The sequence below is a fragment of the Roseateles sp. GW821-FHT09G03 genome, from assembly GCF_059416045.1.
Genome location: NZ_JBWKOK010000001.1, coordinates 224,259 through 250,769 on the forward strand (window position 1 = coordinate 224,259; position 26,511 = coordinate 250,769).

General features: G+C 66.1%; 23 protein-coding genes. All 23 read left to right on the forward strand.

The window, feature by feature from the left end; translation table 11 throughout:
* The first annotated feature begins 33 nt into the window (after nt 1–33).
* Nucleotides 34–396 carry a succinate dehydrogenase, hydrophobic membrane anchor protein gene (gene sdhD, locus AC07OZ_RS00905; RefSeq protein ID WP_495465305.1) on the forward strand — a complete coding sequence of 121 codons (363 nt, stop codon included), beginning with the start codon at nt 34–36 and terminating at the stop codon, nt 394–396.
* Between the two features lie 3 nt (nt 397–399).
* A complete protein-coding gene (sdhA, locus tag AC07OZ_RS00910) occupies nt 400–2,208 on the forward strand; it encodes a succinate dehydrogenase flavoprotein subunit (RefSeq protein ID WP_495465306.1) in 1,809 nt (602 codons plus the stop codon).
* Nucleotides 2,209–2,230: 22 nt separating this feature from the next.
* Nucleotides 2,231–2,935: a succinate dehydrogenase iron-sulfur subunit gene (locus AC07OZ_RS00915; protein WP_067273709.1), complete on the forward strand. Its 705-nt coding sequence runs from the start codon at nt 2,231–2,233 to the stop codon at nt 2,933–2,935.
* A 40-nt stretch (nt 2,936–2,975) separates the two neighbouring features.
* Entirely contained in the window at nt 2,976–3,257 is a 282-nt protein-coding gene (locus tag AC07OZ_RS00920; protein ID WP_495465307.1) for an FAD assembly factor SdhE, read from the forward strand.
* 30 nt (nt 3,258–3,287) lie between these two features.
* A complete protein-coding gene (gltA, locus tag AC07OZ_RS00925) occupies nt 3,288–4,598 on the forward strand; it encodes a citrate synthase (RefSeq protein WP_421037247.1) in 1,311 nt (436 codons plus the stop codon).
* Nucleotides 4,599–4,941: 343 nt separating this feature from the next.
* Nucleotides 4,942–5,958 (forward strand): LacI family DNA-binding transcriptional regulator, encoded by a 1,017-nt coding sequence (locus AC07OZ_RS00930; protein WP_495465308.1) that lies wholly within the window; start codon nt 4,942–4,944, stop codon nt 5,956–5,958.
* Nucleotides 5,955–6,965, forward strand: a complete 1,011-nt coding sequence (locus AC07OZ_RS00935; RefSeq protein ID WP_495465309.1) for a ribokinase — start codon at nt 5,955–5,957, stop codon at nt 6,963–6,965. Before AC07OZ_RS00930 ends, AC07OZ_RS00935 begins: the two co-directional genes overlap by 4 nt.
* 20 nt (nt 6,966–6,985) lie before the next feature.
* A complete protein-coding gene (locus AC07OZ_RS00940; RefSeq protein WP_495465310.1) occupies nt 6,986–7,966 on the forward strand; it encodes a nucleoside hydrolase in 981 nt (326 codons plus the stop codon).
* 96 nt (nt 7,967–8,062) lie between these two features.
* Entirely contained in the window at nt 8,063–9,385 is a 1,323-nt protein-coding gene (locus AC07OZ_RS00945; protein ID WP_495465311.1) for a TRZ/ATZ family hydrolase, read from the forward strand.
* Nucleotides 9,386–9,493: 108 nt separating this feature from the next.
* A complete protein-coding gene (locus AC07OZ_RS00950; protein WP_495465312.1) occupies nt 9,494–10,642 on the forward strand; it encodes an ABC transporter substrate-binding protein in 1,149 nt (382 codons plus the stop codon).
* Nucleotides 10,643–10,946: 304 nt separating this feature from the next.
* Nucleotides 10,947–11,207, forward strand: coding sequence for a hypothetical protein (locus AC07OZ_RS00955; RefSeq protein ID WP_495465313.1), 261 nt, complete (start codon nt 10,947–10,949; stop codon nt 11,205–11,207).
* A gap of 116 nt (nt 11,208–11,323) precedes the next feature.
* Nucleotides 11,324–11,992 (forward strand): response regulator, encoded by a 669-nt coding sequence (locus tag AC07OZ_RS00960; RefSeq protein ID WP_067273685.1) that lies wholly within the window; start codon nt 11,324–11,326, stop codon nt 11,990–11,992.
* Nucleotides 11,985–14,087 (forward strand): sensor histidine kinase, encoded by a 2,103-nt coding sequence (locus tag AC07OZ_RS00965; RefSeq protein ID WP_495465314.1) that lies wholly within the window; start codon nt 11,985–11,987, stop codon nt 14,085–14,087. The genes AC07OZ_RS00960 and AC07OZ_RS00965 overlap by 8 nt, the downstream gene beginning before the upstream one ends.
* 78 nt (nt 14,088–14,165) lie before the next feature.
* On the forward strand, nt 14,166–15,221 hold the full coding sequence (locus AC07OZ_RS00970) for a YuxH family protein (RefSeq protein ID WP_495465315.1): 1,056 nt from the start codon (nt 14,166–14,168) through the stop codon (nt 15,219–15,221).
* 264 nt (nt 15,222–15,485) lie between these two features.
* Nucleotides 15,486–16,715 (forward strand): SpvB/TcaC N-terminal domain-containing protein, encoded by a 1,230-nt coding sequence (locus tag AC07OZ_RS00975; RefSeq protein ID WP_495465316.1) that lies wholly within the window; start codon nt 15,486–15,488, stop codon nt 16,713–16,715.
* 80 nt (nt 16,716–16,795) lie between these two features.
* Nucleotides 16,796–19,207: an FG-GAP repeat domain-containing protein gene (locus AC07OZ_RS00980; RefSeq protein WP_495465317.1), complete on the forward strand. Its 2,412-nt coding sequence runs from the start codon at nt 16,796–16,798 to the stop codon at nt 19,205–19,207.
* Between the two features lies 1 nt (nt 19,208).
* The gene (locus AC07OZ_RS00985; RefSeq protein ID WP_495465318.1) at nt 19,209–23,261 is read left to right on the forward strand and encodes an RHS repeat-associated core domain-containing protein; all 4,053 of its coding nucleotides are present in this window, start codon (nt 19,209–19,211) and stop codon (nt 23,259–23,261) included.
* Between the two features lies 1 nt (nt 23,262).
* Nucleotides 23,263–23,541 (forward strand): hypothetical protein, encoded by a 279-nt coding sequence (locus tag AC07OZ_RS00990; protein WP_495465319.1) that lies wholly within the window; start codon nt 23,263–23,265, stop codon nt 23,539–23,541.
* A gap of 150 nt (nt 23,542–23,691) precedes the next feature.
* Nucleotides 23,692–24,129 (forward strand): hypothetical protein, encoded by a 438-nt coding sequence (locus AC07OZ_RS00995; RefSeq protein WP_495465320.1) that lies wholly within the window; start codon nt 23,692–23,694, stop codon nt 24,127–24,129.
* The gene (locus AC07OZ_RS01000; RefSeq protein WP_495465321.1) at nt 24,113–24,604 is read left to right on the forward strand and encodes an SEL1-like repeat protein; all 492 of its coding nucleotides are present in this window, start codon (nt 24,113–24,115) and stop codon (nt 24,602–24,604) included. The genes AC07OZ_RS00995 and AC07OZ_RS01000 overlap by 17 nt, the downstream gene beginning before the upstream one ends.
* On the forward strand, nt 24,605–25,255 hold the full coding sequence (locus tag AC07OZ_RS01005) for a hypothetical protein (RefSeq protein WP_495465322.1): 651 nt from the start codon (nt 24,605–24,607) through the stop codon (nt 25,253–25,255). It begins immediately after the preceding gene.
* A 119-nt stretch (nt 25,256–25,374) separates the two neighbouring features.
* Nucleotides 25,375–25,788, forward strand: a complete 414-nt coding sequence (locus tag AC07OZ_RS01010; RefSeq protein WP_495465323.1) for a hypothetical protein — start codon at nt 25,375–25,377, stop codon at nt 25,786–25,788.
* A 34-nt stretch (nt 25,789–25,822) separates the two neighbouring features.
* Nucleotides 25,823–26,497 (forward strand): hypothetical protein, encoded by a 675-nt coding sequence (locus tag AC07OZ_RS01015; protein ID WP_495465324.1) that lies wholly within the window; start codon nt 25,823–25,825, stop codon nt 26,495–26,497.
* Nucleotides 26,498–26,511 lie beyond the last annotated feature (14 nt).

Below are 26,511 nucleotides of genomic sequence, written 5' to 3' on the forward strand. Positions count from 1 at the left end.
ATTCCGACGATTGACCCAAGAGGCAAATCAACAATGACAACCTACGGAACCAAGCGCATCGTCACCGGTGCGCACTACGGTCTGCGCGACTGGATGGTCCAGCGCGCCACCGCGCTGCTCATGGCGCTGTTCACCATCGTGCTGCTCGCGCAGGTGCTGTTCACCAGCCGCGCGATCGGCTACGACCTGTGGGCCGAGATCTTCACCCGGCAGTGGATGAAGTTCCTGACCTTTGCGCTGATCGTCTCCCTGGCGTATCACGCCTGGGTCGGCGTGCGCGACATCTGGATGGATTACGTGAAACCGGTGGGTGTGCGGCTGTTCCTGCACACGTTCACGCTGGTGTGGTTGACGGGTTGCGCGGGTTGGGCGATCCAAGTGCTCTGGAGGCTGTAAGAAATGCAAATCGGAACCTCGCTGCCCAAGCGCAAATTCGACGTCGTGATCGTGGGAGCCGGCGGCTCCGGCATGCGCGCGTCGCTGCAGCTGTCGCTCGCCGGCCTGAACGTGGCCGTCCTGTCCAAGGTTTTTCCCACCCGCTCGCACACCGTGGCCGCCCAGGGCGGCATCGGCGCCAGCCTGGGGAACATGTCCGAGGACAACTGGCATTACCACTTCTACGACACCGTGAAGGGCTCGGACTGGCTGGGTGACCAGGACGCCATCGAGTTCATGTGCCGTGAAGCGCCCAAGGTCGTCTACGAGCTCGAACACTTCGGCATGCCGTTCGACCGCAACCCGGACGGCACGATCTATCAGCGTCCGTTCGGCGGCCACACGGCCAACTACGGCGAGAAGCCGGTCCAGCGCGCCTGCGCCGCGGCCGACCGCACCGGCCACGCGCTGCTGCACACGCTGTACCAGCAGAACGTCAAGGCCCGCACCAACTTCTTCGTCGAGTGGATGGCGCTGGACCTGATCCGCGACGCCGACGGCGACTGCGTCGGCGTGACCGCGCTGGAGATGGAGACGGGCGAGGTCCACATCCTCGAAGCGAAGACCGTGCTGCTGGCCACCGGCGGTGCCGGCCGCATCTTCGCCGCGTCGACCAACGCCTTCATCAACACCGGCGACGGCCTGGGCATGGCGGCGCGCGCCGACATCCCGCTGCAGGACATGGAGTTCTGGCAGTTCCACCCGACCGGCGTGGCCGGCGCGGGCGTGCTGCTGACCGAGGGCTGCCGTGGCGAGGGCGCGATCCTGCGCAATGCCAACGGCGAGCGCTTCATGGAGCGCTACGCCCCGACGCTGAAAGACCTGGCACCGCGCGACTTCGTCTCGCGCTGCATGGACCAGGAGATCAAGGAAGGTCGCGGCTGCGGTCCCAACAAGGACTACGTCGTGCTGGACATGACCCACCTGGGCGGCGACACCATCGCCAAGCGCCTGCCGTCGGTGCTGGAGATCGGCCACAACTTCGCCAACGTCGACATCACGAAGGAACCCATCCCCGTCGTGCCGACCATCCATTACCAGATGGGCGGCATCCCGACCAACGTCCACGGCCAGGTCGTCACCCCCAAGGGCGACAACTACAAGGACGTCGTCAACGGCCTGTACGCGGTGGGCGAATGCTCCTGCGTGTCGGTGCACGGCGCCAACCGCCTGGGCACCAACTCGCTGCTGGACCTGCTGGTCTTCGGCCGCGCCGCGGGCAACCACATCGTGGACGCCGTGAAGAACGGGGGCAAGGCGCACAAGCCGCTGCCCAAGGACGCCGCCGACCAGACGCTGTCGCGCCTGAACCGCCTGGAGTCCAACACCGGCGGCGAATACGCCCAGGGCGTCGCCGACGACCTGCGCGCCGCGATGCAGTCGCACGCCGGCGTGTTCCGCACCAGCAAGCTGCTCGACGAAGGCGTCACCGCCGTCGCCGCGATCCGCGAGCGGGTCAAGAACATCACCCTGCAGGACAAGTCCAAGGTCTTCAACACGGCGCGTGTGGAGGCCCTGGAAGTGGACAACCTGATCGAGGCCGCGCAGGCCACGATCGTGTCCGCCGCCGCGCGCAAGGAATGCCGCGGCGCCCACACGGTGAACGACTTCGAGCGCGGTGCGGACGATGCGGAATTCCCGCTGGGCCGCAACGACAAGGAGTGGATGAAGCACACCCTGTGGCACTCCAAGTCCAACAGCCTGACCTACAAGCCGGTGAATCTGCAACCGCTGACCGTCGATAGCGTCCCCCCGAAGGTCCGTACCTTCTGACCGGCCGCAGGAGCATTCAAACATGATCAAGCGCACCTTCAAGATCTACCGCTACGACCCGGACAAGGACGCCAAGCCGTACATGCAGACCATCGAGTTGGAGCTCGCCGGCAACGAACGCATGCTGCTGGACGCCCTGCTCAAGCTCAAGGCGGTCGATCCCTCGCTGTCGTTCCGCCGCTCGTGCCGCGAAGGCGTCTGCGGTTCCGACGCGATGAACATCAACGGCAAGAACGGTCTGGCCTGCCTGACCAACCTGCGCTCGCTGCCGGACGTCATCATCCTCAAGCCGCTGCCGGGCCTGCCCGTCGTCCGCGACCTGATCGTGGACATGACGCAGTTCTTCAAGCAGTACAACTCGATCCGTCCGTTCCTGGTGAACGAGGAAGCGCCGCCCGAGAAGGAACGCCTGCAGTCCCCGGAAGAGCGCGACGAGCTCAACGGCCTGTACGAATGCATCCTGTGCGCGAGCTGCTCGACCAGCTGCCCCAGCTTCTGGTGGAACCCCGACAAGTTCGTCGGCCCCGCCGGTCTGCTGCAGGCCTACCGCTTCATCGCCGACAGCCGCGACCAGGCCACCGCGGAGCGCCTCGACAACCTCGAGGACCCGTACCGCCTGTTCCGCTGCCACACCATCATGAACTGTGTCGACGTCTGCCCGAAGGGTCTCAACCCGACGAAGGCGATCGGCAAGATCAAGGAACTGATGGTGCGTCGCACCGTCTGAGCCCGCTCGCACTCGTTTCCGAGTGCATACACGCACACGCATGAACGCCGTCGCTACCAACACCCTCATCGATGAGAGGGATCTCTCCAAGCTCAAGTGGCGCTGCCGCCGCGGGCTGTTGGAGAATGATCTTTTCATCGAGCGGTTCTTCCGGCGGCACGAAGGCACGTTGACCGAATTCCACGCGGAAGGCCTGCGTCAGCTGATGGACCTGTCGGACAACGACCTGCTCGATCTGCTGCTGGCCCGCAAGGAACCGGCCGACGAGCTGGACCGGCCCGACGTTCATGCCGTGCTCGCGATGCTGCGGACTCCTCAGTAACCAGAACCCCCGAAGTCATAAGGAATGCCCATGACCCCGTCTGACGTCAAAGCCACCCTGTCGTTCTCCGATGGCAGCCCGCAAATGGATCTGCCCCTGTACAAGGGCACCATCGGTCCGGATGTGATCGACATCCGCAAGCTTTACGCGCAGACCGGCAAGTTCACCTACGACCCGGGCTTCCTGTCGACGGCGTCGTGCAACTCCACGATCACCTACATCGACGGCGACAAGGGCGAGCTGCTGTACCGCGGCTACCCGATCGAACAGCTGGCGACCAACTGCGACTACCTCGAGACCTGCTACCTGCTGCTCTACGGCGAGCTGCCCAGCCCGTCGCAGAAGGAAGAGTTCGTCAACCGCGTGACCAACCACACGATGGTCAACGAGCAGATGCAGTTCTTCCTGCGCGGCTTCCGTCGCGACGCGCATCCGATGGCGGTCATGACGGGCCTGGTGGGCGCGCTGTCGGCCTTCTATCACGACAGCACCGACATCAATAACCCCGAGCACCGCGAGATCGCCGCGATCCGCCTGATCGCGAAGATGCCGACGCTGGTGGCGATGGCCTACAAGTACACGATCGGCCAGCCCTACATCTATCCGAAGAACGACCTCTCGTACGCCGGCAACTTCATGCGCATGATGTTCGCCACGCCGTGCGAGGAGTACAAGCCCAACGACGTGCTGGTCCGCGCGATGGACCGCATCTTCACGCTGCATGCGGACCACGAGCAGAACGCGTCGACCTCGACCGTGCGCCTGTGCGGCTCGTCGGGCACCAACCCGTTCGCGGCGATCGCAGCCGGCGTCGCCTGCCTGTGGGGCCCGGCGCACGGTGGCGCCAACGAGGCCTGCCTGAACATGCTCAACGACATCCAGCAGATGGGTGGCGTGGCCAAGATCGGCGAGTTCATCAAGCAGGTCAAGGACAAGAACAGCAACGTCAAGCTGATGGGCTTCGGCCACCGGGTCTACAAGAACTACGACCCGCGTGCCAAGCTGATGCGCGAGACCTGCCACGAAGTCCTGAACGAACTGGGCCTGCACGACGACCCGCTGTTCAAGCTGGCGATGGAGCTGGAAAAGATCGCGCTGGAAGACGAATACTTCGTCGCCCGCAAGCTGTACCCGAACGTCGACTTCTACTCCGGCATCGTGCAGCGCGCCATCGGCATCCCGGTGCCGCTGTTCACGGCGATCTTCGCGCTGGCCCGCACGGTCGGCTGGATCGCCCAGCTGAACGAAATGATCGGCGACCCCGAGTACAAGATCGGCCGCCCGCGTCAGCTGTTCGTCGGCGCCACCAAGCGCGACGTCACGCCGATCGCCCAACGCTGATCGAGAGCGGACATCGAGCCGGAACACCGGCTCACCGCACCAAGCCCCTGCGCTCCGCCCAGGGGCTTTTTCATTTCCCGCACGCCGCAAGACCTGACCCGATGTCAACGTGCGAGGGTGGGGCCGAAGTGATGCTGGGGGTTCGCGGACGCGATGCCCCCTGCGTCGCGGAGAGCCCGCGCTTGGCTACCCGGGGTAGGGCTGCCTTCGAAAAGCGCGCTTGAATATTTGATGCGCGGGGTTCGCCCCCACCGGAAGCGCATCGCCCTTGGGTTATGCTCTGCAAACGTTTGCAATTGACTGAACCAGCCAGTTTGGCACGAGCAGAGGACCGGATCGACCGATGAGCACCATCAAGGATGTGGCCGCGCTGGCGGGGGTGTCCTTCACCACGGTGTCGCATGTGCTGAACAACACGCGGCCGGTGAGCGCAGAAGCCCGCGCGCGCGTGCTGGCGGCGGTCGACGAGATCGGTTATCTGCCGAGCGCGGTGGCCCGGTCGCTGCGCCGCAGCGAGACCAAGATCGTCGGCGTGCTGGTGCCCAACGTGCGCAACCCGTTCTTCGCGGAGCTGGTCGTCGGCGCCGAGGAGTGGTGCCGCCAGGCGGGCTACTCGGTCTTCCTCTGCAACTCGGACAACGACCCCAAGCACCAGCAGGCCTACCTGCGCACGCTACTCGAGAAGCGCATCGACGGCCTGCTGCTGAGCTCCGCCGGTGACGCCGAGACGCTGGCCAGCACTTTCCGCCACGCGAGCGTGCCGGTGGTGACCGTGGACCGTCTGGTGCCCGGCGCGCGCGCGGACCGCGTCAGCGTGAACAACCAGCTCGGCGCCTTCGAGGTGGTCCGCCATCTCCTGGAACTGGGTCATCGCCGCATCGGCTGCGTGAGCGGCCCCGCTGAATTCGAGGTGACGACCGAACGCGTCGCCGGCTGGCGCAATGCGATGCAGCAGCGCGGCCTGGCGGCGCGCGCGGAGTGGCTGGCCGAAAGCGACTTCAGCACCGCGGGCGGCTACGACGCCGTGAAGGCGCTGCTGACGCGCCAGCCCGAATTGACCGCCGTGTTCACCTGCAACGACCTGATGGGCATGGGCGCGCTGCGCGCCGCGGCCGAGCTCGGATTGAACGTGCCGCGCCAGCTGTCGGTCGTGGGCTTCGATGCGATCGAGCTCGGCAGCTATGTCTATCCCGCGCTGACCAGCGTGGGCTGCTCGATCCGCGAGCTGGGCCGGGAGGCCGGCCGCGCGCTGATCGAGCGCATCGAGAATCCCCAGGCGCCCTTCAAGGACCTGCAACTCGTGCCGCAGGTCGTGCTGCGCGAGAGCACCGCGGCGCCGTTGTCTCCGGAGCTTTCATGACTTCAGCAAAGGCTGCGGCCACCGTCGTGGTGGTGGGCAGCGTCAACATGGACCTCGTGGCCCACGCCGCGCGCCTGCCCGCGCCGGGCGAGACCCTGATCGGCGAGGCCTTCGCCGGCACGCCCGGCGGCAAGGGCGGCAACCAGGCGGTGGCCGCGTCGCGGCTGGGCGCCGAGGTCGCGCTGATCGGCCGCGTCGGCATGCGCCAGCATGGCCAGGACCTGCTGAAGGCGTTGGAAGCGGAGCGCGTGCAGGTCCAGGCGATCCGCCGCGACGAGGCCGCGTGGCCCGGCGTGGCGGTAATCATGGTCGCGAGCGAGGGGGGCGAGAACGCGATCGTCGTCGTGCCCGGCAGCAATGCGGATCTCGACGCCGCCGACGTGGAGCAGGGCGGGGCGCTGCTGCGTCAGGCCAAGGTCGTCGTGGCGCAGCTGGAAGTGCCGGTGCCGGCCATCCAGCGGGCCTTCGAGATCGCCCGCGAGGCCGGCGTGACCACGGTGCTGAACGCCGCGCCCGCGCAGGATCTGCCGGCCGCGCTGCTGGGCCTGAGCGACTGGCTGATCGTCAACGAGACCGAAGCGCTGCAACTGGCGCGCGATGTGGCGCTGCCCGGCGATGCCGACGGCATCGCCATCGCGCGCGCGACCGCCGCGCATCTGCGGACGCTGGGGCCGCGCCACGTGCTGGTGACGCTGGGCGGTGCCGGTGCCTGGCTGCTCAGCGACGAGCATCCCGAGGGGCTGCACCTGCGCGCCGCGCGCGTCGACGCGGTGGACACGGTCGGCGCCGGCGACACGCTGGTGGGCGGGCTTGCGGTCGGCCTGGCCGAAGGCCTGGTGCCGGCCCGCGCGGCCGCGCTGGGACAACTGGCCGCGGCGCTCGCAGTCAGCCGGACCGGCGTGCAGCAGGCGATGCCGCACCGCTCCGAGTTGCCGGAATTGCCCGAGCTCGCCACGCTCACCGCATTCGTCGCGAACGGGGCACACTCCCAAGACGGCAACTCCTGACCCTGGAGCGCAGTACTCCCATGGACAGCAAGATTCCTGCTCCGGACCGCATCCCGGTCCTCTTCGACACCGACCCCGGCATCGACGACGCGCTCGCGCTCGCGCTGCTGGCCTGCCATCCGCGTTTCGAGCTGGTGGCCGTCACGACGGCCTTCGGCAACGGGCCGGTCGCCACGACCACGCGCAACGCGCGAGGGCTGACGGCCCTCTACCGCAATGAGGTGCCCGTCGCCGCCGGCGCCGAAGGCCCGCTGCGCGACGAACGCCGTCGCAAGGACGCCGCGCACGTGCACGGCGACGACGGCCTCGGCGGCGTCGCCGACCGCTTGCCGGCGCCGACGCGTCCGCTCGATCCGCGGCCCGCGCATCAGCTGATCTGCGACCTCGTCAACGAACGGCCGGGCGAGATCACGCTGGTGGCCGTCGGTCCGTTCACGAACCTCGCGCTCGCGCTGGCACATGACCCGGCGATCGCCGGCAAGGTGAAGCGCGTCGTCGTGATGGGCGGCGCCTTCGGCCTCAAGGGCCACGGCGGCAATGTGACGCCGGTGGCGGAGGCCAACATCCTGGCCGATCCCGAAGCCGCGGACCAGGTCTTCACCGCCGGCTGGCCGGTCACCATCGTCGGCCTGGACGTGACGCAGGAAGCGATCATGAGCGAGGCCGATCTGGCGAAGCTGCGCGGCCGCGGCGAGGGCGCCGGCGACGTCCTCTGGCAGGCGACGCGCCACTACCAGCAGTTCTACGATGCGCGCGACGGCATCGGCGGCATTTATGCGCACGACGCGAGCGCGGCGGCGATCCTGCTGGTGCCGGACGCTTTCACGTTGCGGACCGGCCCGGTGCGCGTGGCGCTGGACGGCATCGCCACGGGCCAGACCATCCAGGACTGGCGCAACGAGCACGGCAGCGGCACGCCCTGGAGCGGCCACCCGGCGCAGCAGGTCTGCGTCGAGGTCGACGCGGCGCGCGTGCTGGCGCTCTTCGACGAGATCTTCTGAATCCGCATCGTCGCCAGGAGGCGATGATGCGGGGACGCCTTCAAGAATCCAGACAATGCACGTCGCGCCAAGCGGCGTGAGCAAGGAGAACCCCCCATGACGACCCAAGCCGTGAAGCTGCTGTTGCCCCGCTGGCTGATCACCATGACCCCGGACAGCCCGGTGCTTGAGCAGCACGCGCTGGCCATCGAGGGCGAGCGCATCGCCGCCGTCCTGCCGCGCGAGGAAGCCCTGAAGCGCTATGCCGACGCCGAACGCGTCGAGCTCCCGAACCACGTGCTCATCCCCGGCCTGATCAACGCCCACACGCACTCGGCGATGTCGCTGCTGCGCGGCGTCGCGGACGACCTCGCGCTGATGGACTGGCTCAACAACCACATCTGGCCGCTGGAGCGCCAGTGGGTGAGCGAGGACTGGACCTACCAGGGCTCGCTGCTGTCCGCGGCCGAGGCGCTGCGCGGCGGCGTGACCTATCTGAACGACATGTACTTCTTCCCCACCGCGATGGCTCGCGCGGCGGTGGACAGCGGCATCCGCGCCGGCGTGTCGATCAACGTGATCGACTTCCCCACCGGCTACGCCGCCAACGCGCAGGACTACATCGACAAGGGCCTGGCCGCCTACGAGCAGTTCAAGGGCGAGAAGCTGCTGGACTGGACCAGCGCGCCGCACGCGCCGTACACGGTCTCGGACGAGACCTTCATCCAGCTGCGCGAGCTGGCCGAGAAGTACGACCTGCAGATGCACTGCCACATCCACGAGACGCAGGACGAGATCGACGGCAGCGTCAAACAGTACGGCGAGCGTCCGCTGGCCCGCCTGAACAAGCTCGGCCTGCTGAACGCGAAAATGATCGCCGTCCACATGGTCCACCTCACTCCGGACGAGATCGACCTCGTCGCGAAGCAGGGCGTGCACCTGGTCCACAACCCGAGCTCCAACCTGAAGCTGGCCTCGGGCGTCGCGCCGGTGAAGGCCCTGGAGGCCGCCGGCGTCAACACCATCCTCGGGACTGACGGCGCGGCCTCCAACAACCGCCAGGACATGTTCAGCGAGATCCGCGCCGCGGCGTTGCTCGCCAAGGGCGTGACCGGCGACCCGCTGACCGTCACCGCGCGCACCGCGCTGGAGATGGCCACGGTGCGCGCCGCCAAGGCCATGGGCCGCGCGAACGACCTGGGCACGCTGGAGGCCGGGAAGCTGGCCGACGTGGTCGCGGTGGCGCTGGACTCGATCGAGTGCCAGCCCGTCTATCACGCCGATGCGCAACTCGTTTATGTCGCGGGGCGTGAACATGTCACGGATGTCTGGGTGGGCGGCCGTCAGGTGCTGTCCGAGCGCAACGTTCTGACCTTCGACACCCGGGCCTTGCTTGGGCGAGTAGAGGACATCGTGGCTAAGATGCGCGCGGGGCGCTGATCCCCCCTGAACATGGGGGTGCCGGCGCCGAGGGGCCGGCGGCGATCTGACCGCCGGCGTGCTGGAGACACAGCCGGCCGCCACCGCGAGCCGGCGGGACAGACCACCATGAGCAAGTCAACACGCAGCCGGCCCTTGAGCCGGTTCGCCGCTTCCATCGCCACCGCCCTGGTGGCCTTCGGCCTCAGCGCCGCCGCCCGCGCGGACATCCTGATCGGCCAGACCGCCGGTTTCACCGGCCAGGTCGCCGCCAGCGTCAAGGAACTGACGCTGGGCGCCAAGCTCTACATCGACAAGGTCAACGCCACCGGCGGCGTCAACGGCCAGAAGATCGACCTGCAGTCGCTGGACGACGGCTTCGATCCCAAGCGTGCCGCCGCCAACGCGCAGACGCTGATCGACAAGGGCGCCGTGGCGCTGTTCCTGACGCGCGGCACGCCGCACACGCAAGCCGTGATGCCGCTGCTGGAAAAGAGCCAGGTGCCGCTGATCGCGCCGTCCACCGGCGCGATGCTGCTGCACAAGCCGGTCCATCCCTTCGTCTTCAACGTGCGGTCGACCTACCAGCGCGAGGCCGAGCGCGCCGTCCAGCTGCTGCTGGAGATGGGCAACACGCGCATCGCGCTGGTGCAGGTGAACGATACCTTCGGCGCCGACGGCATCGCCGGCGCGATGGCGGGCTTCAACGACCGCAAGATGAAGCCGGTGGCCCACTTCACCTATGAGCGCGACAAGCCGGACATCGCCGGCGTGGTCAAGCAGCTCATCGCCGCCGACCCGCAGGTCGTGCTGATGGTCGCGTCGCAGCAGATCACCGCCGACACGATCAACGCGCTGCGCGCGGCCGGCTCGCGCATCCTGGGCGCGACCCTGTCCAACAACGCCTCCAACGGCTTCGTCCAACTGCTGGGCCAGAACGCCGCGGGGATCATCGTCTCGCAGGTCTTCCCGAGCGAGCGCTCAACCAACGTGCCGATGGTGCGCGAACTGGGCGACCTGGTGAAGGCGCATCCCGCCGAATCCAACGGTCAGGTCACGCCGGCCATGATGGAGGGCTTCGCTTCCGCCAAGGTCCTGGTCGAGGCGCTCAAGCGCGCCGGCAAGGATCCCAGCCGCGCCGCCATCCAGAAGGTCCTGAACAGCATGACCCGCTTCGACCTCGGCGGCATGGAAGTGGGTTACTCGCCCACCGACCACACGGGCACGAACTACGCGGACATCGCGATCATCGACCCGCGGGGCCGCTTCCTGCGCTGATCCCCGTTCGGGAGTTCCCCTTCGCGACGGGCGCCTTCGGGCGCCCGTTCTGCTTTTCCTGACGCGAAAGCCGGCCGGACAGACCGCTGCGGACCGGTCTTTCGCGACTGAGTCGACGTCCGTCGATCATGGCTTCGATATTGGAAACGATACGAATTCGTTGGCCGATCAGTTAATTCGACATTCGAATCGCTGAGTCCCACCTGTTTGAGTCGATAAATGCATTCATGAGTGATTAGCAAACTGATCGCAGTCGGTGGCACTGGCGCCAACAGTTTGCAGATGGATTGGTGTGATGAGAAACATGTATGCGATCGCTATCGGTTTGACGCTCGCCGGCGTGGGATGCCTGTTGGCCGAGCGGACCGAGTCGCCGGCCCCCGGACATCCCTTATTTGAACTTACTGTCATTGGTTATCTGCTGGCGATCGGTGGACTGATGCTGCTGATCGTCTGCCTGGGCGCCAGCACGGAAGATTGGGTCAAAGGCCGATGGCATCGGGCCGCGCGGCCCGTCGACGGGCAGTGGGACCAGGCGCCCCCGCGGGTCCTGGACCACCACTGAATTCAGTAGTCTGGCGTTTTCGGGTTTACTTGCTTCGGTGATTGCTGGTTTCTGCTCGCTCGCGAAACTGTGCCCGCCTCTGGGCAATGGGATAACGAGTGAGAAGGAGCCAATGAATGAGTATCGCCGTCGTGATCATCGAAGACGACCCCACCGTCATGAAGAGGTTGGTGGACGTGATTTCGAACAGCAGTTTTTGCGAGGTCGTGGGCATTGCCAAGAATCGTGGAGAGGCGGTGGCGGCGATCCTCGCCAACCGTGCGGACCTCTACATCGTCGACCTGGGGCTGCCGGACGTCGACGGTGTCGAACTGATCCGGCTGATCCAGGACAAGTGCCCCGAGTCGCGCAGCGTCGTCGTCAGCACCTTCGGCGACAGCAAGCATGTGATGCGCAGCCTGCGGGCGGGGGCCAGCGGCTACCTGCTCAAGGAGGAGATCCAGCCGTCGATGGTGGACAAGCTGGTCAGCGCGCACAACGGGCAGGCACCGCTGAGCCCGGCGGTCGCGCAACTGGTCGTCGAGCGGATCACGATGCTCGAGAACAACGTGCGGCCGCATGTCGACCGGCAGAAGGTGCTGCGCGACCTCGGGCTGGGCGAGCGGGAATGGGAGGTCCTGCGGCATCTGGTCGACGGCCTGCCCATCGTCGAGATCGGGCGCCGGCTGAGCATCTCGCATCACACCGTCAACCAGCACCTGCGCAGCGTCTACCGCAAGCTCGGTGTGAAGTCGCGGGCCATGGCGGCCAATGCCGCGCGGTTGCACGGGCTCATCGATGAGTAGTCCGAGGCGGAGTTCGCTGAAGACGGTGTTCTTCTGGCTGACCTTCTTCATCCTGGCCCTGCTGGTCGTGGCGACCAGCAGCCTGGCGACGCGGGTCTACCGCGTCGAGGGGGCCCAGGACCTGGAGATCGTCGAGGCCTCCGCCGGTTCGCGCGATGCGGGCCCGGAGGTTCCCCGCCTGGAAGGGGGGCCAGTCCTTGCCCACGAGGGGGGCTTCGCCCTCCCGTACTTCCACGACGTCAGCCAGTCCGTCGGCTTGAAGCGGGCGAGATTCCGGATCGATCTGGACCGCTATCTCTCCCGCCCGGCGCCGTGCTGCGAGTCCCGGGCGGGCACGCCCTTCCGGGGGGAGTCGCGGATCCCCGGCACCAGCCTGCTGATCAGCCAGGCCCTGGATGGCATGGACGTCTACCTCAACGGTGTCTGGGTCGCCGGGCTGCCGAAATCGACCGCCGACGCGCGCTACAAGTGGTACCGCCCCTTGCAGGTGCCGCTGGCGCGCAGCCTCGTGCGGCCCGAAGGCAACGTGCTGACCGTCGAGCTCACGACCTGGGACCGGCAGATCCACATCGCGCCGATCTACATCGGGGACCTCGACACCATCTCCTACATCAGCGAACTGACCTTGTTCGTCGGGACGTCGCTGGCCAATGCATCCAACGTCTTCTGCCTGCTGGCGGGCATGTTCATGCTGGGCGCCTGGCTGGCGAACCGGCGGGAGGGCGCCGTGTTCCTGCATGCGGGCGCGACGACGGTGCTGTGGTCGGTGCTGTTCTCGCTGGTGCTGCTGCCCTACGTCCCCGCCGCGATGGTGCCGCTCTGGCTCTGGGCCCAGTACGCCTGCATCGGCGGCGTCGTGGTGGTGCTGACGCTGTTCATCTTCGCCTTCGTCGACGAGCCCCTGGGCCGGAGCGGGAGCCTGGCCCTGTTCGGCGCGGCGGCCTTCGCGGCGGTCACCTACCCGTTGCTGGATGCGCGCGGGCGCGAGTGGCTCGACGCCTACTGGTTGCCCGTGCTCTTGGTGTTCCATCTCTACGCCTGCTCGCGCCTGGCCCTGCACGTGGCGCGGACGCGGTCTCGCACGGCCATGTCGCTGCTGTTCCAGTCCGTGCTGGCGCAGGTCTTCGCGCTGCGCGACCACAACGCGGTGCGGCAGCTGGTGTCCTTCCCGATGCCCGACGCGGGCTGGTCGCTCTCGCACCTGTTGGTGACGCCGATCTTCCTGAGCCACCTGAGCGTGCCGCTGCTGCTGTTCGTCGTCGCGCAGATCCTGTTGACGAAGTTCCAGACGAACGTGAAGCGCGTGCGCGACAACAACCGCATTCTCACGGACACGCTGCAGCAGCGCGAACGGGAGCTGCTGATCAGCTACAACCGTCAGCGCGAGATGGAGGCCGAGACCGCCGCCCAGGCCGAGCGGGACCGGATCTATCGCGACCTGCACGACGGCATCGGTTCCAAGCTGGTCACGACGCTGTTCAGCGTGCGCGACCGCGACATCGACCATGACCGTCTCGAGCGCGGGCTGATGGACGCCTTGAAGGACCTGCGCGAGATCATTTCGGTGACCGAGGTCCACGAGCAGCGGACCCTCCACGACATCCTGTTCACCTACTGCAGCAACCTCGACGAATCGCTCACCCGGGCTGACTTCCAGATCGAGTACGACATTCCCGAAGGACCCGAGATCGTGCTGCTGGCGGATCTCTCCAAGCAGGTGATGCGCATCGTCGAGGAGTCCGTCGCCAACACCATCAAGTACGCCCAGGCGAGCCGGCTCTCGATCCGCATGACGGTGCCGCAGGGAGATCGGCTGGAAGTCCAGATCGAGGACAACGGCCAGTCCGGGGCGGCGCAGCGTGATGCCCGGGCCGACGCGTCCGGCGACGAGTCGCCGCTGGCGGGAGGAACCGGCCTGCAAGGCCTGCGACGCCGCGCCGAACGCATCGGCGCCGTCTTCCATTTCGAGCGCACGCCGCAGGGCGCGCGTACCTCCTTGAGCCTTCCGTTGACGGCTTTGCCGGTTCAGGACTCAGCAAACGAGTCGGTCGACGACTGTTCCCAGTCGGAAACCGCTGCATTGCCACTGAGCTGAGCCATCGAACGTTGAGCCGTTCCTGGAAATACTGATGTCCCGCCCGGGCATCCGGGTCTGTCGACGCTTTCCATGCTCATGCCATCCTCCCGACCCTCCCGCAGCGGCGTTACGGTGACCCGGCTGCTGATCCAACCCGAACCGGCGCACTCCCGTTTCGCACGCCAGCCCATCATCGACGGCTCCGTCGAGCCGATGGGTCAGGAACTGTGCTTCCGCTGGAACGCCGGCTCGCGCCGCACGCCGCCGCCCAGCGCCTACGCGACCAGCCTGCTGCTGAGCCAGGCCTTGCTGGACGGCGGCCTGGCGCATCGCCGTCCCGGTTGCCTGTTCGTCGACATGGACGCGGCGACGCTGCTCAGTCCGATCGCCGATGTCCTGTGCGGCTCGCTCGGCGCCATCCAACTGCCCGTTGGCGTGCCCGTCCAGGAATCGCTGACCCGCCGCATTGCCCAACTGCATGCGCGCGGCTACCGCTTCGCGCTGGCGGGCGTGGTGACGCCGGACGATCCGCGGACCGTCTGGCTGCCGATGGTCTCGTTCGTGAAGCTGGATGTGTCGCTCGCGCCGGTGAGTGCCTGGGCGGCGGTCCAGGAGCTGGCGCGCCAGGCCGGCGCGACGCTGATCGCGGACCGGATGACCGAGCCGGGGGACTACCTGCGCCTCAAGGCGCTGGGCGTGCGCTACTTCCAGGGCGACCTGCTGATGGCGCCGCAGGAGGAGTCGCCGCGATCGCTGCCGAGTTGCGATCTGGATGTGCTGGGGCGCCTGTTCCGACTGGTGCGGCATGGCGCGCCGCATGAGGCGCTGGCCATGACCGCGGCCTCGGATCCGGCGCTGGTGATCCGGCTGCTGATGCTGCACCGTCTGCATGCCGGTCGTGCGCAAGCGCCGGAGACCCTCACCGAGACACTGGCGGCTCTGCCGGAGCCGGTGCTGACCGGCTGGTTGCACGTGCTGCGCAGCAGCACCTTCGACCTGACGCCGAGCACCCAGAGCTGGTCGCACGCCGTGCGGGAGCAGATCCACAACTACCGCGCGCGGCTGATCGGCGCACGCGTCTGCTGCAGTCCGGCCGAGCTGGAGGCGAAGGTCTTCGACCTGTATCGGCGGCTCTGCGCCCGCGACGTTTGAAGGGCCGTCTCCCGTCACCGGAGAGGTGGTTTGCTTGGTGTTGATTTATCGTTAAACAAGCGTTAAGTCGTTTGTATACTGCGCGCCCAAAGGTCCTGTCAGCAGACGCGAACACGCGCGGCAAGACCTGACACGCGGCGCAACGCCGCGTCAGGGGAGGGAGGAAACGCGCAGCTTGCTGCGATCGACCGCTCGCGGTCGATCCGCATCGGGTCAGCCCGTGCCTGTCCGGCCCTGGACGCGGCACGAGGCGGAAGACACACGATGCGATTGAATCTCCACAACATGTTGAGCCCGTTCCCGGAGGGGATGCGGCGCTTGTCCGGACGCGCGACCACGGCGGCGGCGGTCGCGCTGGCGCTGGCGGCCATCAGCCCCGGCGCGCGGGCCGAGATGACGACGCCCCACGAGTTCTCCGTCAACGCGAGCGGTGCCGCCAGCATCAACGTGCCGATCAAGGTCGTGCCGGGCATTGCGGGGATGGAGCCTCAACTGAGCCTCTCCTACGGCAGCCAGCAGGGCAACGGCATGGTCGGCCTGGGCTGGATGCTGACGGGGCCGTCGGCGGTGACGCGTTGCCCGAAGACGGATCTGCACGACGGTGAACGCGGCGCGGTCACCTTCGGCGTGGGCGACCGCTACTGCCTGGACGGCCAGCGCCTGCTGCTGGTCAGCGGCAGCAGCAGCGATGCCACCTACGGCCTGGCGGGCACGGAATACCGCACCGAGCGCGACAGCTTCTCCCGCGTGCGCGCCGTCGGGACCTATCCGGTCGGCAGCAACGCGCCGCAGAGCTGGACGGTGGAAAGCAAGTCCGGACTGATCATGCATTTCGGCGGCGAGGCGAATGCCATCGTGCGCAGCAACATCGGATCCGGCCTGGCGTCGACGCAGTTCGCGGTCCGCTGGATGCTGCGCCGGATCGAGGATCGCAACGGCAACAGCGTGGACTTCGTCTACTGCGCCGGCGAGATCCTTGAGGACGGCGCCCGGTGCACCGAGTCGACGCAGTCGATGTGGGCGGGCTCGCACCTGCTGCACTACGTGCGCTACACCAACCGGCCGGGCGCGCCCGGCAATTCGGCGGTGCTCCTGACCTACGAAGCGCGTCGGGACCGGCTGCTGAGCTATCACGCCGGTTCGCGTCAGGAGCAGGGGCAGCGGCTGAAGTCGCTGCAGACCTACACCGGCTTCTCCGGCCCGTCGGTCGCCGAACGCGGCACGCGGGTGCGCACCTACGAACTGACCTACGAGGCGCTCACCAACGGCAGCACGCCGGTGCGGGCCACGCGCACGAGCCGTCTCGCCAGCATCCAGGAGATCGGCCGCGACGGCACGCGGCTGCCGCCGCTGCAGTTCAACCACACCGCGGACCTGGTGTGGGGACAGGCGACGACGCAGGTCGCGGGGGAGGGCGGGGTCGTGAATCCGCCGATCGGCGGCACCGACTGCGGCATCGATCCGCGCACCGGCCGCCGGCTGCTGTGCCCGTGAGGTCGCCCATGTCGCACGCCTGCGTCCTTCCGTTCCGCCCTCGCGCGTCCACGTCCACATCCGCGTCCACGAGCATCGCCATGGTCATCGCTTCCGGATTCCTTCAACGCCTCTCGCCGTTCATGGTGCTGGGCCTGCTCCAGCTGGTGCTGGGCCTGGCACTGGGTCTGTCCGCGCCGGGCGCGCAGGCGCAGGGTGCGCAGTCCTATGCCCGCGAGGGCTTCGTCGATCCCGGCCCGAAGGAGGGCCGCTACTGGGTCGACATCAACAACGATGGCCGCGACGACCTGTGCTTTCTGGTCGGCAACACGCGGCTGGACTGCTATCTGTCGAACGGGACCGCGCTGGAGACTTCGCCCGTGAGCTTCGGCGAGATCGGCTGGACCGATCCGGAGTCGCTCCGCTGGGTCGACCAGAACGGCGACGGCAAGGTCGACCTGTGCAAGGTTTCGGAGCGCGACGGCGGTGCGCGCCTGGGCGTCGAATGCCGGCTGGGGACGGACTTTCGCGCGACAGTCGACTTTCCCGTCGGTCCCAGCCACATGCGATATGTGGTCCGCCTGAATCCGATGGGTCCGACCGAGCGCGGCGATTTCATCTTCGCCGATCTCAACGGTGACGGCCGCACGGACTACTGCGTGCTGATGACCGGCGGCGGCAGCAACAGCCGCATCGAATGCACGCAGGCCAGCACCGGCGGCTTCACGCTGCTGCCCAACTGGGGCAAGGTGGCGCTCTCCGACGTCAGCAAGGACACCCTGCGCAAAGGCGGCTTCCATGACGTCAACGGCGACGGCTACCAGGACTACTGCTTCGTCAACAACAACGCGATCCGCTGCCTGCTCGGGACGAAGGACGGTCCCTTCACCGGCGGCGAGTCGCGCTCGACCGACCTGGGGCCTGGCAACGAGGAAGCCGGTTCCGCGTTCATCGACATCAACGGCGACGGCAAGATCGACTACTGCCGGCCGACCAACAACTCCAATGTCCGGCGCGTGGCCTGCCGGCTCTCGACGGGCAGCGGCTGGCTGGGCTCCGGCTCGGACTCGATGACCGAGCCCACCGACACCGGCTGGTTCGCGCGCTGGTGGATCGACGTCAACGGCGACGGCAACCCGGACTACTGCCGCGCCGTCGGTGGCGGCGATCCGCATGCGACGCCGTGGCAGAACTCGACCAACTCGATGGTCTGCCGGCTGACCTCGGGCGACTCGACGATCTTCGCCAGCTCCGATGTCCAGCTGCATTGGGTCAATTTCGGCATCCCCGACGGCGGACGCGGCTTCTGCGACATGTTCGGGAGCGGGGTGTCGACCTTCTGCCGCATCACGATGCGGACCGAAGAGATTCCCGGCACCGAGACCTGCAACGAGAACGGCTGCTGGAACCAGACCCGCGACATCTACGGCGTGATGGCGGGCTTCCCCGAGCAGCGCCTGCCGGAGTCGCCGCTGATGACGCGCTTCGGCGACGGCGTCGGCGCGGAGACGCGCATCGGCTACACGTCGATGACGACCAACCGCGTGTACTACCGCAGCGGCTACGGCGAGGCCAGCGCGGTGAACAGCAAGAACGGCTCGCTGATCCTGCAGCCCAAGCAGCAGGTGGTCTTCGAGACGCGCGCCTGGCGCGAGGGCACGAACCAGCGGCTGACCGGCAATGCCCGCTACTACTACAAGGACCTGCGCTACAGCCCGCTGCTGGGCTCGCAGGGATTCTCGGAGCGCTGGATGCTGACCGAGGGCAGCAATGCGATCGAGCATCTGATCTACTTCCAAGGACTGGGCAATCGGAACGGGACCGGCCCGGGTACGAGCGGCAACGACGACGTCGACGGCTCGACCAAGGGCGACTACCGGGAGGTCGGCCAGTTGCGCATCCAGCGGCGCTTCGCAATGACGGGCAGCAAGCCGGGTAACGTGCCCGGGAGCGAACTCGGCACGGCGTTGGGGCACATCCTGAACACGATCGCGTCCACCGCGAGCGGCGGTGACCTGAACTCGGCTGACTTCCTGCTGACCCAGGTCACGGTCAACCGACTGGGCGATACGGTGCCGGCGAATCCACGGGTGCGCCTTGCCACGACGACGACGACGGACAAATGGGACCTCGACGGCAGGTCGCGCATTCGGCTGCCGCAACAGACTGTGCGCACGCAGATGGATGCTTACGGCAACGTCACCGAGGTGGTGCAGGACACCATGATTCTCGAAGGTGCCGGTACCGGTCTGAACTGGCGCAAGTCGACAGTCAACTCCTATCAAGACAACGTCGACGCATGGATGCTGGGCCGCCTGACGCGCAGCACGGTGACCAGCGTGGCACCGACGCCGGAACAACAACTCCAGATGCATGGCGTACCGAATGTGGGCACCTCGCCTCACGCGGCCGAGGTGATGTCGACGATGCCGCCCAAGGGCCAGACGCCGCCGCCGAACCAGATCTCGCCGGCAGTGCTGTCGGCGATCCTCCAACTGCTGCTGGAGGACTGACATGAGCCGCAAGGATTTCCCGATGCTCAAGACCCGAGTCCTGCGCGGTGTGCTGCGCATGGTCGCCGCGATGCTGACGGCTTGGTCGATGTCCACCGTGCTGGCGCAGAGTCAGGTGACGCGCACTGTCGCCTACGAGTACCACCCGGTCACCGGGCAGGTGATCAAGGAAACGGTCGAGCCCGGTTCGAACGACTGCGTCCTCACCGAGCACGTGCTCGATGCCTACGGCAACCGCAAGCTGACAACGACCAGCTCGTGCAGCCCATCCGGTGCCAACTTCGTGCCGCGTGCGACGCAGTACGTGTATGCGGCGCAGAACGGACACGCCGAAGGCGCGTTCGTCACTGCGTTGCGGGTGGGCAAGCCGGGACTGGACACGAACCCGGCACTGGCGATGAGCCGCGCGTCCAATCGCATCGACCCGGGATCCGGCCAGCCGTTGGACAAGACCATCGAGGCCGATGCCGGCCGCCAGTTGACGACGAGGATCGAGTACGACGGCTTCGGTCGTGTGAGGCGTCAGTACACGCCAGTGAGTCGTGATGGCTCGGGCGCCAGCGTCGACGGGTACGCGGACACGCGCCGCGTCTATTGCCTCGGGCCGATGAAGACGGCGCAGCCGGGTGAACTGGGCGCATGCCTGGATATCCGCTCGCTGCCTTCGATCCCGGTGGACTACCGCTCGCGACTGAACACCGATGGCAACGGTGAGCCAGTGAGCCACGTGGCGCCGACCATCGTTTCCGCCTACTACATCGAGACGCAGTCGTACGGCCCGTCAGGCGAGGCGGCTGGTCCGCCCTCCCGCGTGCATTACGACAGCCTGCATCGTGTGGTTGCGAAAGAGATCCGGCATTTCAGCGGCCGGTGGGTCATGGAACTGACCGCCTACGATGAGCTCGGCATGGTCGTGGCCGGCTGGAACAACTTCTATGGGCGCGATGCCTCGGGAACCGTCACGCTGGGCGACGCGGAGTACCACCGACAGTGGACGGTGGCGTTCGACCTGATGCATCGCGCGGTGCATCAGCGCGGTTACTGGCGCAACGTCGACGGAGAGCAGCCGTTCTTCCGCGATCAACTGACGATCTTTCGCGGGCTCGAATCGATCGCGGAGATCCCGGCCGCCTCGACCCCGGACAATGCCCCAAGGCAGACGATTGCGCGCAAGGACGCGCAAGGCCTGGTGGTCCAGACGGTCGACGCCTATGGGGCGACTCTGAACACCGCCTATGACGCGGTGGGCAACCCGGTGCGCATCGTGGATGCGATGGGCAACAAGACTTCCATCACCTACTCGCCAGGTCATGCGCGCTTCAAGCTCGAGATGAGCGACCCGAGCGTCGGCACCTGGAACTACGAGTTTGACGGACTGGGGCAACTGCGTCGGCAGATCGACGCCAAGAGGCAGCCGACATCGCTGGAGTACGACGAACTCGGGCGCATGACGGCCAAGCGCAATCCCGACCTGAACACGGTCTGGTACTACGACCGCAACGCGGCAGGGCTCTCGTGCGCGTCCGGACACAACCGGCTGTGCGAAGTGGCCGCCGGCGGAGATCCGACGAACGCGTCGGTGCCGAAGGTGGCGCACACGCGCATTGCCTATGACACGCTGGCTCGGGCCTCGCAGACGACGCTGAGCAGTGGCGATCGAGCATTCACGACCGGCGTGGGCTATGACGGTCTCGGCCGCGTGGCTACGCAAAGCTTCCCGACCGGCTTTGCGTTGAGCTACGGATACGCGGGATCCACCGACGCAGTGCCCGGTACGCTGGTGCGCGTGGCCGACGCGGCGAACGCTGGACGGGTGTTCTGGCAGATCGACGGGCTCGCGCGTGAGACGGTATTCAACTCGCGCGGCAACCTGCAGAAGTCACGCCTGGGCAATGGCATCCTGACCAGCCACAGCGTGGACGTGGTCTCGGGCAAGGCCTTCCTTCTGCGTGCGGGTACCGGCGACGGATGGGGCGATGTGCTGGACCACCGCTACGAGTACGACGTCGCCGGCAACATCAAGACCCGCATGGAAGCTCGCATGGGTGTACTGGATACCTTCCAGTACGACCGGCTGAATCGACTGACGCATCACCATTTGGGCTCGGCCAGCAACGCGGCGGCGACGCGCGATGTGGCGGTCACCTACAACGCGCTGGGTAGCATCCTGAGCAAGGAAGACGTTGGCGGCTATCGCTACAACGCGGCCGGCACCCCGCAGCCGTTCGCGGTGAAGTCCGCAGGGGGCAGCGACTATTCCTATGACGACAACGGGCAGTTGGCTTCGGTGACGGGCGTGCAGCGGCGCACGAATACCTGGAATGCCTTCAATCGGCCGTCGAGCATGAGCTACGGCAGCAACAAGGTCACCTTCGTCTACGACGGCGATCACAAGCGGCTGCGCGAGGACTTCTATTCGGCCGAGGTGCTGCAGCGGCGCGTCTTCCAGTTGCATCCAGATAGCGCGGGCGGCCTAGGCTATGAGCGCGAGGACGTCATGGAAGGTGCCAACCGGCGCGTGGAGCACCGGCATTTCGTGAGCGTTGGTGGGGAAGTGGTCGCAGTCGTGAAGACGCTGGGCGAGGGCGCTGGTGCCGGTGCAGTGCAGGCTGATCCCAGACTGGTGAGCTACTGGCACAAGGATGCGCTGGGCTCGATCGTCGCGGTCAGCGACGCGAGCGGTCAGGTGATCGAGCGTGCGCTGTTCGACCCGTGGGGGCGGCGCCAGGCGCCCACCGGCGCGGAGGCAGCGCTGACGGAGAGCCCGGCGCACGGCGATCGGGGGTTCACTGGTCACGAACACCTGGATGAGCTGGCGTTGGTGCACATGAATGGGCGCATTTACGACCCGCTGCTGGGGCGCTTCCTCAGCGCGGATCCGCTGATTCAGGATCCGACGCTGCTGCAGGGCTACAACCGCTACAGCTACGTGCTGAACAACCCGCTGATCTACCGCGATCCGACGGGAGAGTGGTGGCAGGTCCCGGTCTTCATCGTCGGTTTCGTGCTGGCTCAGGAGGGCAACCAGTACTGGCGCATGGCGGGACAGATCATGATGATGGCGGCCCTGTCGGGCGCCGGGAAGGCGGGCGGTCTGGTGGAAAGCGGGCTGGGATCCGTCGGCCCCACCTTTGCCGCCGGTGGTCTCGGAAATGCGGTGGTTTCTGCTGGCGTGGCGACCGCGTTGACGCCCGGCGCGACGTTCGAGTCAGTGGCGCAGTCGATGCTGTTTGCTGCTGCATTCAATGGCATTGCCGATGGCGTCAAGAACGTGCCTGGCCGCATGGTGGCGCATGCCATGGTGGGATGTGTTCAAGGCGCAGTGAGCGGAGGGCAATGTGGACCCAGCGCCATGGCTGCGTTCGTCTCCAAAGGAGTTTCCGAGGGTACCCAGGGCTTGGACATGCACTGGTCGACTCGTGGCGTCATGACGATGGTGGCCGGCGGAACGGTATCGGTCATCGGCGGCGGCAAGTTCGTCAACGGCGCCGGGCAGGCGGGCCTGGCCTACCTGTTCAACCAGATGTCGCGCGGAGGATGCGTGGCGGGCCGGGAGATGGAATGCGCCGGGTTCCAGACAACGCCGTCGTCGGGAGCGGAAAGCTTCCGGCGTTTCTTCACCTCCTATTGGGGGTCGGTGATGGAGCAGACCTGGACGGCGGGTGTCGGGCCAGAAGTGTCTCTCGGCCCCATGGGATCGGGAAGCCTGTCGGCAGCCGTGAGCTTCAAGGGATTCATGCCGACCGACGCTGGCCTGGTGACCGAATACACCTTGCCCGCCGAAGCGAGTTTCTCGGCCTACAAGTTCGGAACTTCCATGAACGGCACCATCTGGAGTGGCGATCTGAGGAGCTTGAATGGAACGATGGGAGTGCAATACTCCGCCGCTGGTGGATTCTGGAATGTGGGTTACAGCACCAACATGGATGGCAGTTTCTCTAGCATCAAGGCAGGAAAGTCGGTGTTCGAGATCGGTGTCTCCGCGGCGCCCCAGGAGACGCGCACGATTTCTTTGCGTGGTCTTGCCGACTGGTTGAAAGCAAAGTTCCGCTGATATGTGGTTCGTCGTCATGACCCTCTTTTCGCTGGCTTTCATCTGCATCTGCCTCGGGATCTATCACATGATCCGATTGGTGAATGTGGAGTTGCCCCTGAAGGCGCGCGTCAAGATGGGCTTGATGGGCCCCTTTGCCTTCCTGATCGAGGACCTTTGGGAGCGGGAAGCCGAGAAGGCCGCGGTCAGATCGGTGAAGCGCTGGTTCGCATGGGGTTGCGCCTTCCTCCTGGCGCTCGGCCTCGTTGCCCTGTTGCCGGACTGGATGCTGAGGCTCTGAAATCGTTTCCCGGCTGGCGCCTCTCAGCAGTTTGTATGCGGCACCGTGGCGTGCAACGCTGTGTCGTGAGCACAAGCATCGCTGGTTCGCGACAGTGAGCCTCTGCGCGCTTCAGACGGGTCTCCGTAGATGGAATCGACGATGCAGTACATGAGCTACTCTGACGAGGACGGTTGGGACTACCGTTCGTATGAGCAGTATCTGGAGAGGTGGAGGCCGGGCTTGGCGCTGGATCTCGCCGATCTGTTGAGCGAAGAACGGCTGCTGATGACCGGCGACCACACCTTGCACGATGCCTACGTTTCATCGCTCGGGCGTCGTTTCGAACCGGCCGTGATCGCCGATGTCCCACGTCGGCAGTCGATCCGGCTGGAGCTGGTCGGACGATACGGCGATCGGATATTCGAGCTTTCTTACAACGACGTCGAGGAATTCCATTCGGATCGTGACTGGGCCGCATTGAACGACCTCGATGCTCATGAGCTTGTTCAAGATTCAGAGGGGCGGTTTCGCCATCACCTGCAGTTCCGAAACGGGGCGATGGTCATCGTCTGCCGCCTGGTGCGATTCGATGAGCGACTCCTCTGATCGGTTCCAAGCGATGGACTTTGACAAGGAAGAAGCGAGACGTTGGCTCCAGGAAGGCGATGTGGCCAAAGCGTTGCGCCACATGAATGAGTGCGCCGATGCTGGATCGATCGACGCGCTCGTTGCTCTCGCCGATCACTATTTGGACGCGGGCGAGTCGGCGTTGAGCGAACAGTGCATCGAACGAGCGGAGCGCAGTTTGCAAGCTGACGACTGGGATGGCCATGTGTCCTTGTCCTCCGCATATTTGATCGGCCTTGGCGCGGGAGATCCTGTTTCGCGTCAGAAGCGATCTTTGGCTCATCTCGAGCAGGTCGGCGAAGCCGGCAACCTCTTCGTCCAGGAATCGTTGATGCTGCATTACCTGGAAGGACTCAACGGCGCGCCGTGTGATCCGGTCAAGGCACGCTACTGGGCAGAGATGGCAGCGAAGAACGGATCAGCCCGGTCCTTGCGCGAGTGGAAAGAGAATTGAATGGCACGAGGCTTTGGGAGAGTCGCGTTGCAGGCGCTGGCGCAAGCGCTCGAGGCGCGAGGCCGGACTGTGGTGGTCAATCAGGCCGCGTCGAGTGTCCAGGCCAGCGTCCGGGTCGCCGACGGCGTTGATCACGTGATCTCCTTCGTCGCGATCTACAACAAGAAGGACGCCCTCTGTTTTCAGGCAGGCATCGGCATCCGCCTTGAAGCGATCCTTCGACAGGAAGTCGCCTTGGGACACACCGTCGCGGACGAGTCGTTCACAGCCTATGCGCTCATCAATCACATGGTGCCGGCGGAGCGGCGAAGGACTGGGTGGTGCTTCTATCCGGGCGATGAGGCTGAAATCGCTCGCACTGCGCAGCAGCATGTGGACGACGTGCTGACGACGCCCGAGGTGCAGGCGCTGCTCTCGTCCGTGGTGGACGTCCCGTCCTATGTGGCGGCAGTGGAGCAGTCCCGCTGGCCATTCCTGACCGTGCTGGAGCCCTACACGGCGGCGCTGATCGTTCTCGGACGAGTGACCGACGCCGTCGAGCATGCAGCCAAGGCCGAAAGACAAATGATTGCGGTCGTGGCCGAGCGTGGCCTGCAACTTCGTGACGAGGATCTGATCTTCTTGAGAAACGTTCAGAAGCTGGTGCAATGACTTTCCGTTCACCAACGTCAAGTCCGGCGCGCTTCGAGACGTTGAAGAGTGATGACTTGCGCTTCACTCCACCGAAGAGTTCGAGCAGGCGTTCTGGGGACGTTGAGGGTTGAGAGTTGATGAAGCTCAAATTCAAGATCGCGGCCCACGTCGCTCTGGTGTTGGCGGCCCTGACGGCGATGGTGGGCATGTCCATCCGCAATCGCGAAGCGCTTGGCATTTTCCGTCCGGAAGCGAAAGTGCAGATCGAGCAGACGCTGGCGGTGGCGTGCGAAGCCAGCGAGCGTCAACGCATCGCTCGCTGCGGCGGAGTGACCTGGCACGGGAAACATCGCTGGTTCGGCAAGATTGAACTCGAGGGCTTCAACGGTGCGCCGGAGCGGAGCGATGTCGAGCGGATGCTCGGGGAGCTCGGATGGACTCACTCCACAACCTCCGGGGAGGTTGTGTCTTTCGAGCGGGGGGACATGGAACTCTCGATCCATGTCCCCAGGGAAGGCGTTCGGACATTCATTGCGACCACGGCGAAGTAGCGTGCACGCAGTTCGCATAATTAGGAGTCCATCGGTGGATGAAGACTTGCTTGAGTCGGGACGCAATCGTTCAGATGCGTTTCGACTCATTCTTGAAGCGCTGGAGCGACGCGAGGGAATGCCGCGAGTGGCCGCTGGAAACGCATTGATGTTCGGCGAGCGCGTGCCGCAGTTTCCTGGTGAGGACAAGTGGTTCTCTGTCCTCTATGCGCCGCTCCCGTCATCGGCGCTCGACGAATGCTGGAGGGATCTGGGTGCCAGTGTCTGGCGACCCGAGGGGTTGCCTGCGAGTGCGATCGCCGACATTGCCGACGCTGGATTCTGGAGTTTCCCCAGTGTCTATCGGGAACTGCTGCAGGTGCTGAACGGCGCGCGCTTCTTTTCCGGACACCTGAACTTCTTTGGGATTCGTACGAAAGATCCCGGGAAGACCTCGCAGCCGCTGGAATTGATTTCTGCCAACGCGCCCGCGCGGACCGTGCTCGGCAAGAGGGCGCTGGTCTTTGGTGGCTACCGGTGGGATGGTGTTCTCATCGCCTGTCTTGAAAGTGACAAGCGCGTATTCGCACTGGAGCGCAGTGGGAGTGTCATTGCCGAGTGGCGTGATCTGGCCACCTACGTCACTGCGGAATTCGGTCGACTCGACAGTCTCTTCGACGATGGCGGCAACTTGCGGGACGGCTGCTCGTCAGGCCTGACTCAGGCGTGAGAATCTGTGGGCCG

Coding starts and splice junctions, on each gene's coding strand:
- sdhD (WP_495465305.1), top strand. CDS start 34: ATGACAACCTACGGAACCAAGCGCATCGTCACCGGTGCGCACTACGGT.
- sdhA (WP_495465306.1), top strand. CDS start 400: ATGCAAATCGGAACCTCGCTGCCCAAGCGCAAATTCGACGTCGTGATC.
- AC07OZ_RS00915 (WP_067273709.1), top strand. CDS start 2,231: ATGATCAAGCGCACCTTCAAGATCTACCGCTACGACCCGGACAAGGAC.
- AC07OZ_RS00920 (WP_495465307.1), top strand. CDS start 2,976: ATGAACGCCGTCGCTACCAACACCCTCATCGATGAGAGGGATCTCTCC.
- gltA (WP_421037247.1), top strand. CDS start 3,288: ATGACCCCGTCTGACGTCAAAGCCACCCTGTCGTTCTCCGATGGCAGC.
- AC07OZ_RS00930 (WP_495465308.1), top strand. CDS start 4,942: ATGAGCACCATCAAGGATGTGGCCGCGCTGGCGGGGGTGTCCTTCACC.
- AC07OZ_RS00935 (WP_495465309.1), top strand. CDS start 5,955: ATGACTTCAGCAAAGGCTGCGGCCACCGTCGTGGTGGTGGGCAGCGTC.
- AC07OZ_RS00940 (WP_495465310.1), top strand. CDS start 6,986: ATGGACAGCAAGATTCCTGCTCCGGACCGCATCCCGGTCCTCTTCGAC.
- AC07OZ_RS00945 (WP_495465311.1), top strand. CDS start 8,063: ATGACGACCCAAGCCGTGAAGCTGCTGTTGCCCCGCTGGCTGATCACC.
- AC07OZ_RS00950 (WP_495465312.1), top strand. CDS start 9,494: ATGAGCAAGTCAACACGCAGCCGGCCCTTGAGCCGGTTCGCCGCTTCC.
- AC07OZ_RS00955 (WP_495465313.1), top strand. CDS start 10,947: ATGTATGCGATCGCTATCGGTTTGACGCTCGCCGGCGTGGGATGCCTG.
- AC07OZ_RS00960 (WP_067273685.1), top strand. CDS start 11,324: ATGAGTATCGCCGTCGTGATCATCGAAGACGACCCCACCGTCATGAAG.
- AC07OZ_RS00965 (WP_495465314.1), top strand. CDS start 11,985: ATGAGTAGTCCGAGGCGGAGTTCGCTGAAGACGGTGTTCTTCTGGCTG.
- AC07OZ_RS00970 (WP_495465315.1), top strand. CDS start 14,166: ATGCCATCCTCCCGACCCTCCCGCAGCGGCGTTACGGTGACCCGGCTG.
- AC07OZ_RS00975 (WP_495465316.1), top strand. CDS start 15,486: ATGCGATTGAATCTCCACAACATGTTGAGCCCGTTCCCGGAGGGGATG.
- AC07OZ_RS00980 (WP_495465317.1), top strand. CDS start 16,796: ATGGTCATCGCTTCCGGATTCCTTCAACGCCTCTCGCCGTTCATGGTG.
- AC07OZ_RS00985 (WP_495465318.1), top strand. CDS start 19,209: ATGAGCCGCAAGGATTTCCCGATGCTCAAGACCCGAGTCCTGCGCGGT.
- AC07OZ_RS00990 (WP_495465319.1), top strand. CDS start 23,263: ATGTGGTTCGTCGTCATGACCCTCTTTTCGCTGGCTTTCATCTGCATC.
- AC07OZ_RS00995 (WP_495465320.1), top strand. CDS start 23,692: ATGAGCTACTCTGACGAGGACGGTTGGGACTACCGTTCGTATGAGCAG.
- AC07OZ_RS01000 (WP_495465321.1), top strand. CDS start 24,113: ATGAGCGACTCCTCTGATCGGTTCCAAGCGATGGACTTTGACAAGGAA.
- AC07OZ_RS01005 (WP_495465322.1), top strand. CDS start 24,605: ATGGCACGAGGCTTTGGGAGAGTCGCGTTGCAGGCGCTGGCGCAAGCG.
- AC07OZ_RS01010 (WP_495465323.1), top strand. CDS start 25,375: ATGAAGCTCAAATTCAAGATCGCGGCCCACGTCGCTCTGGTGTTGGCG.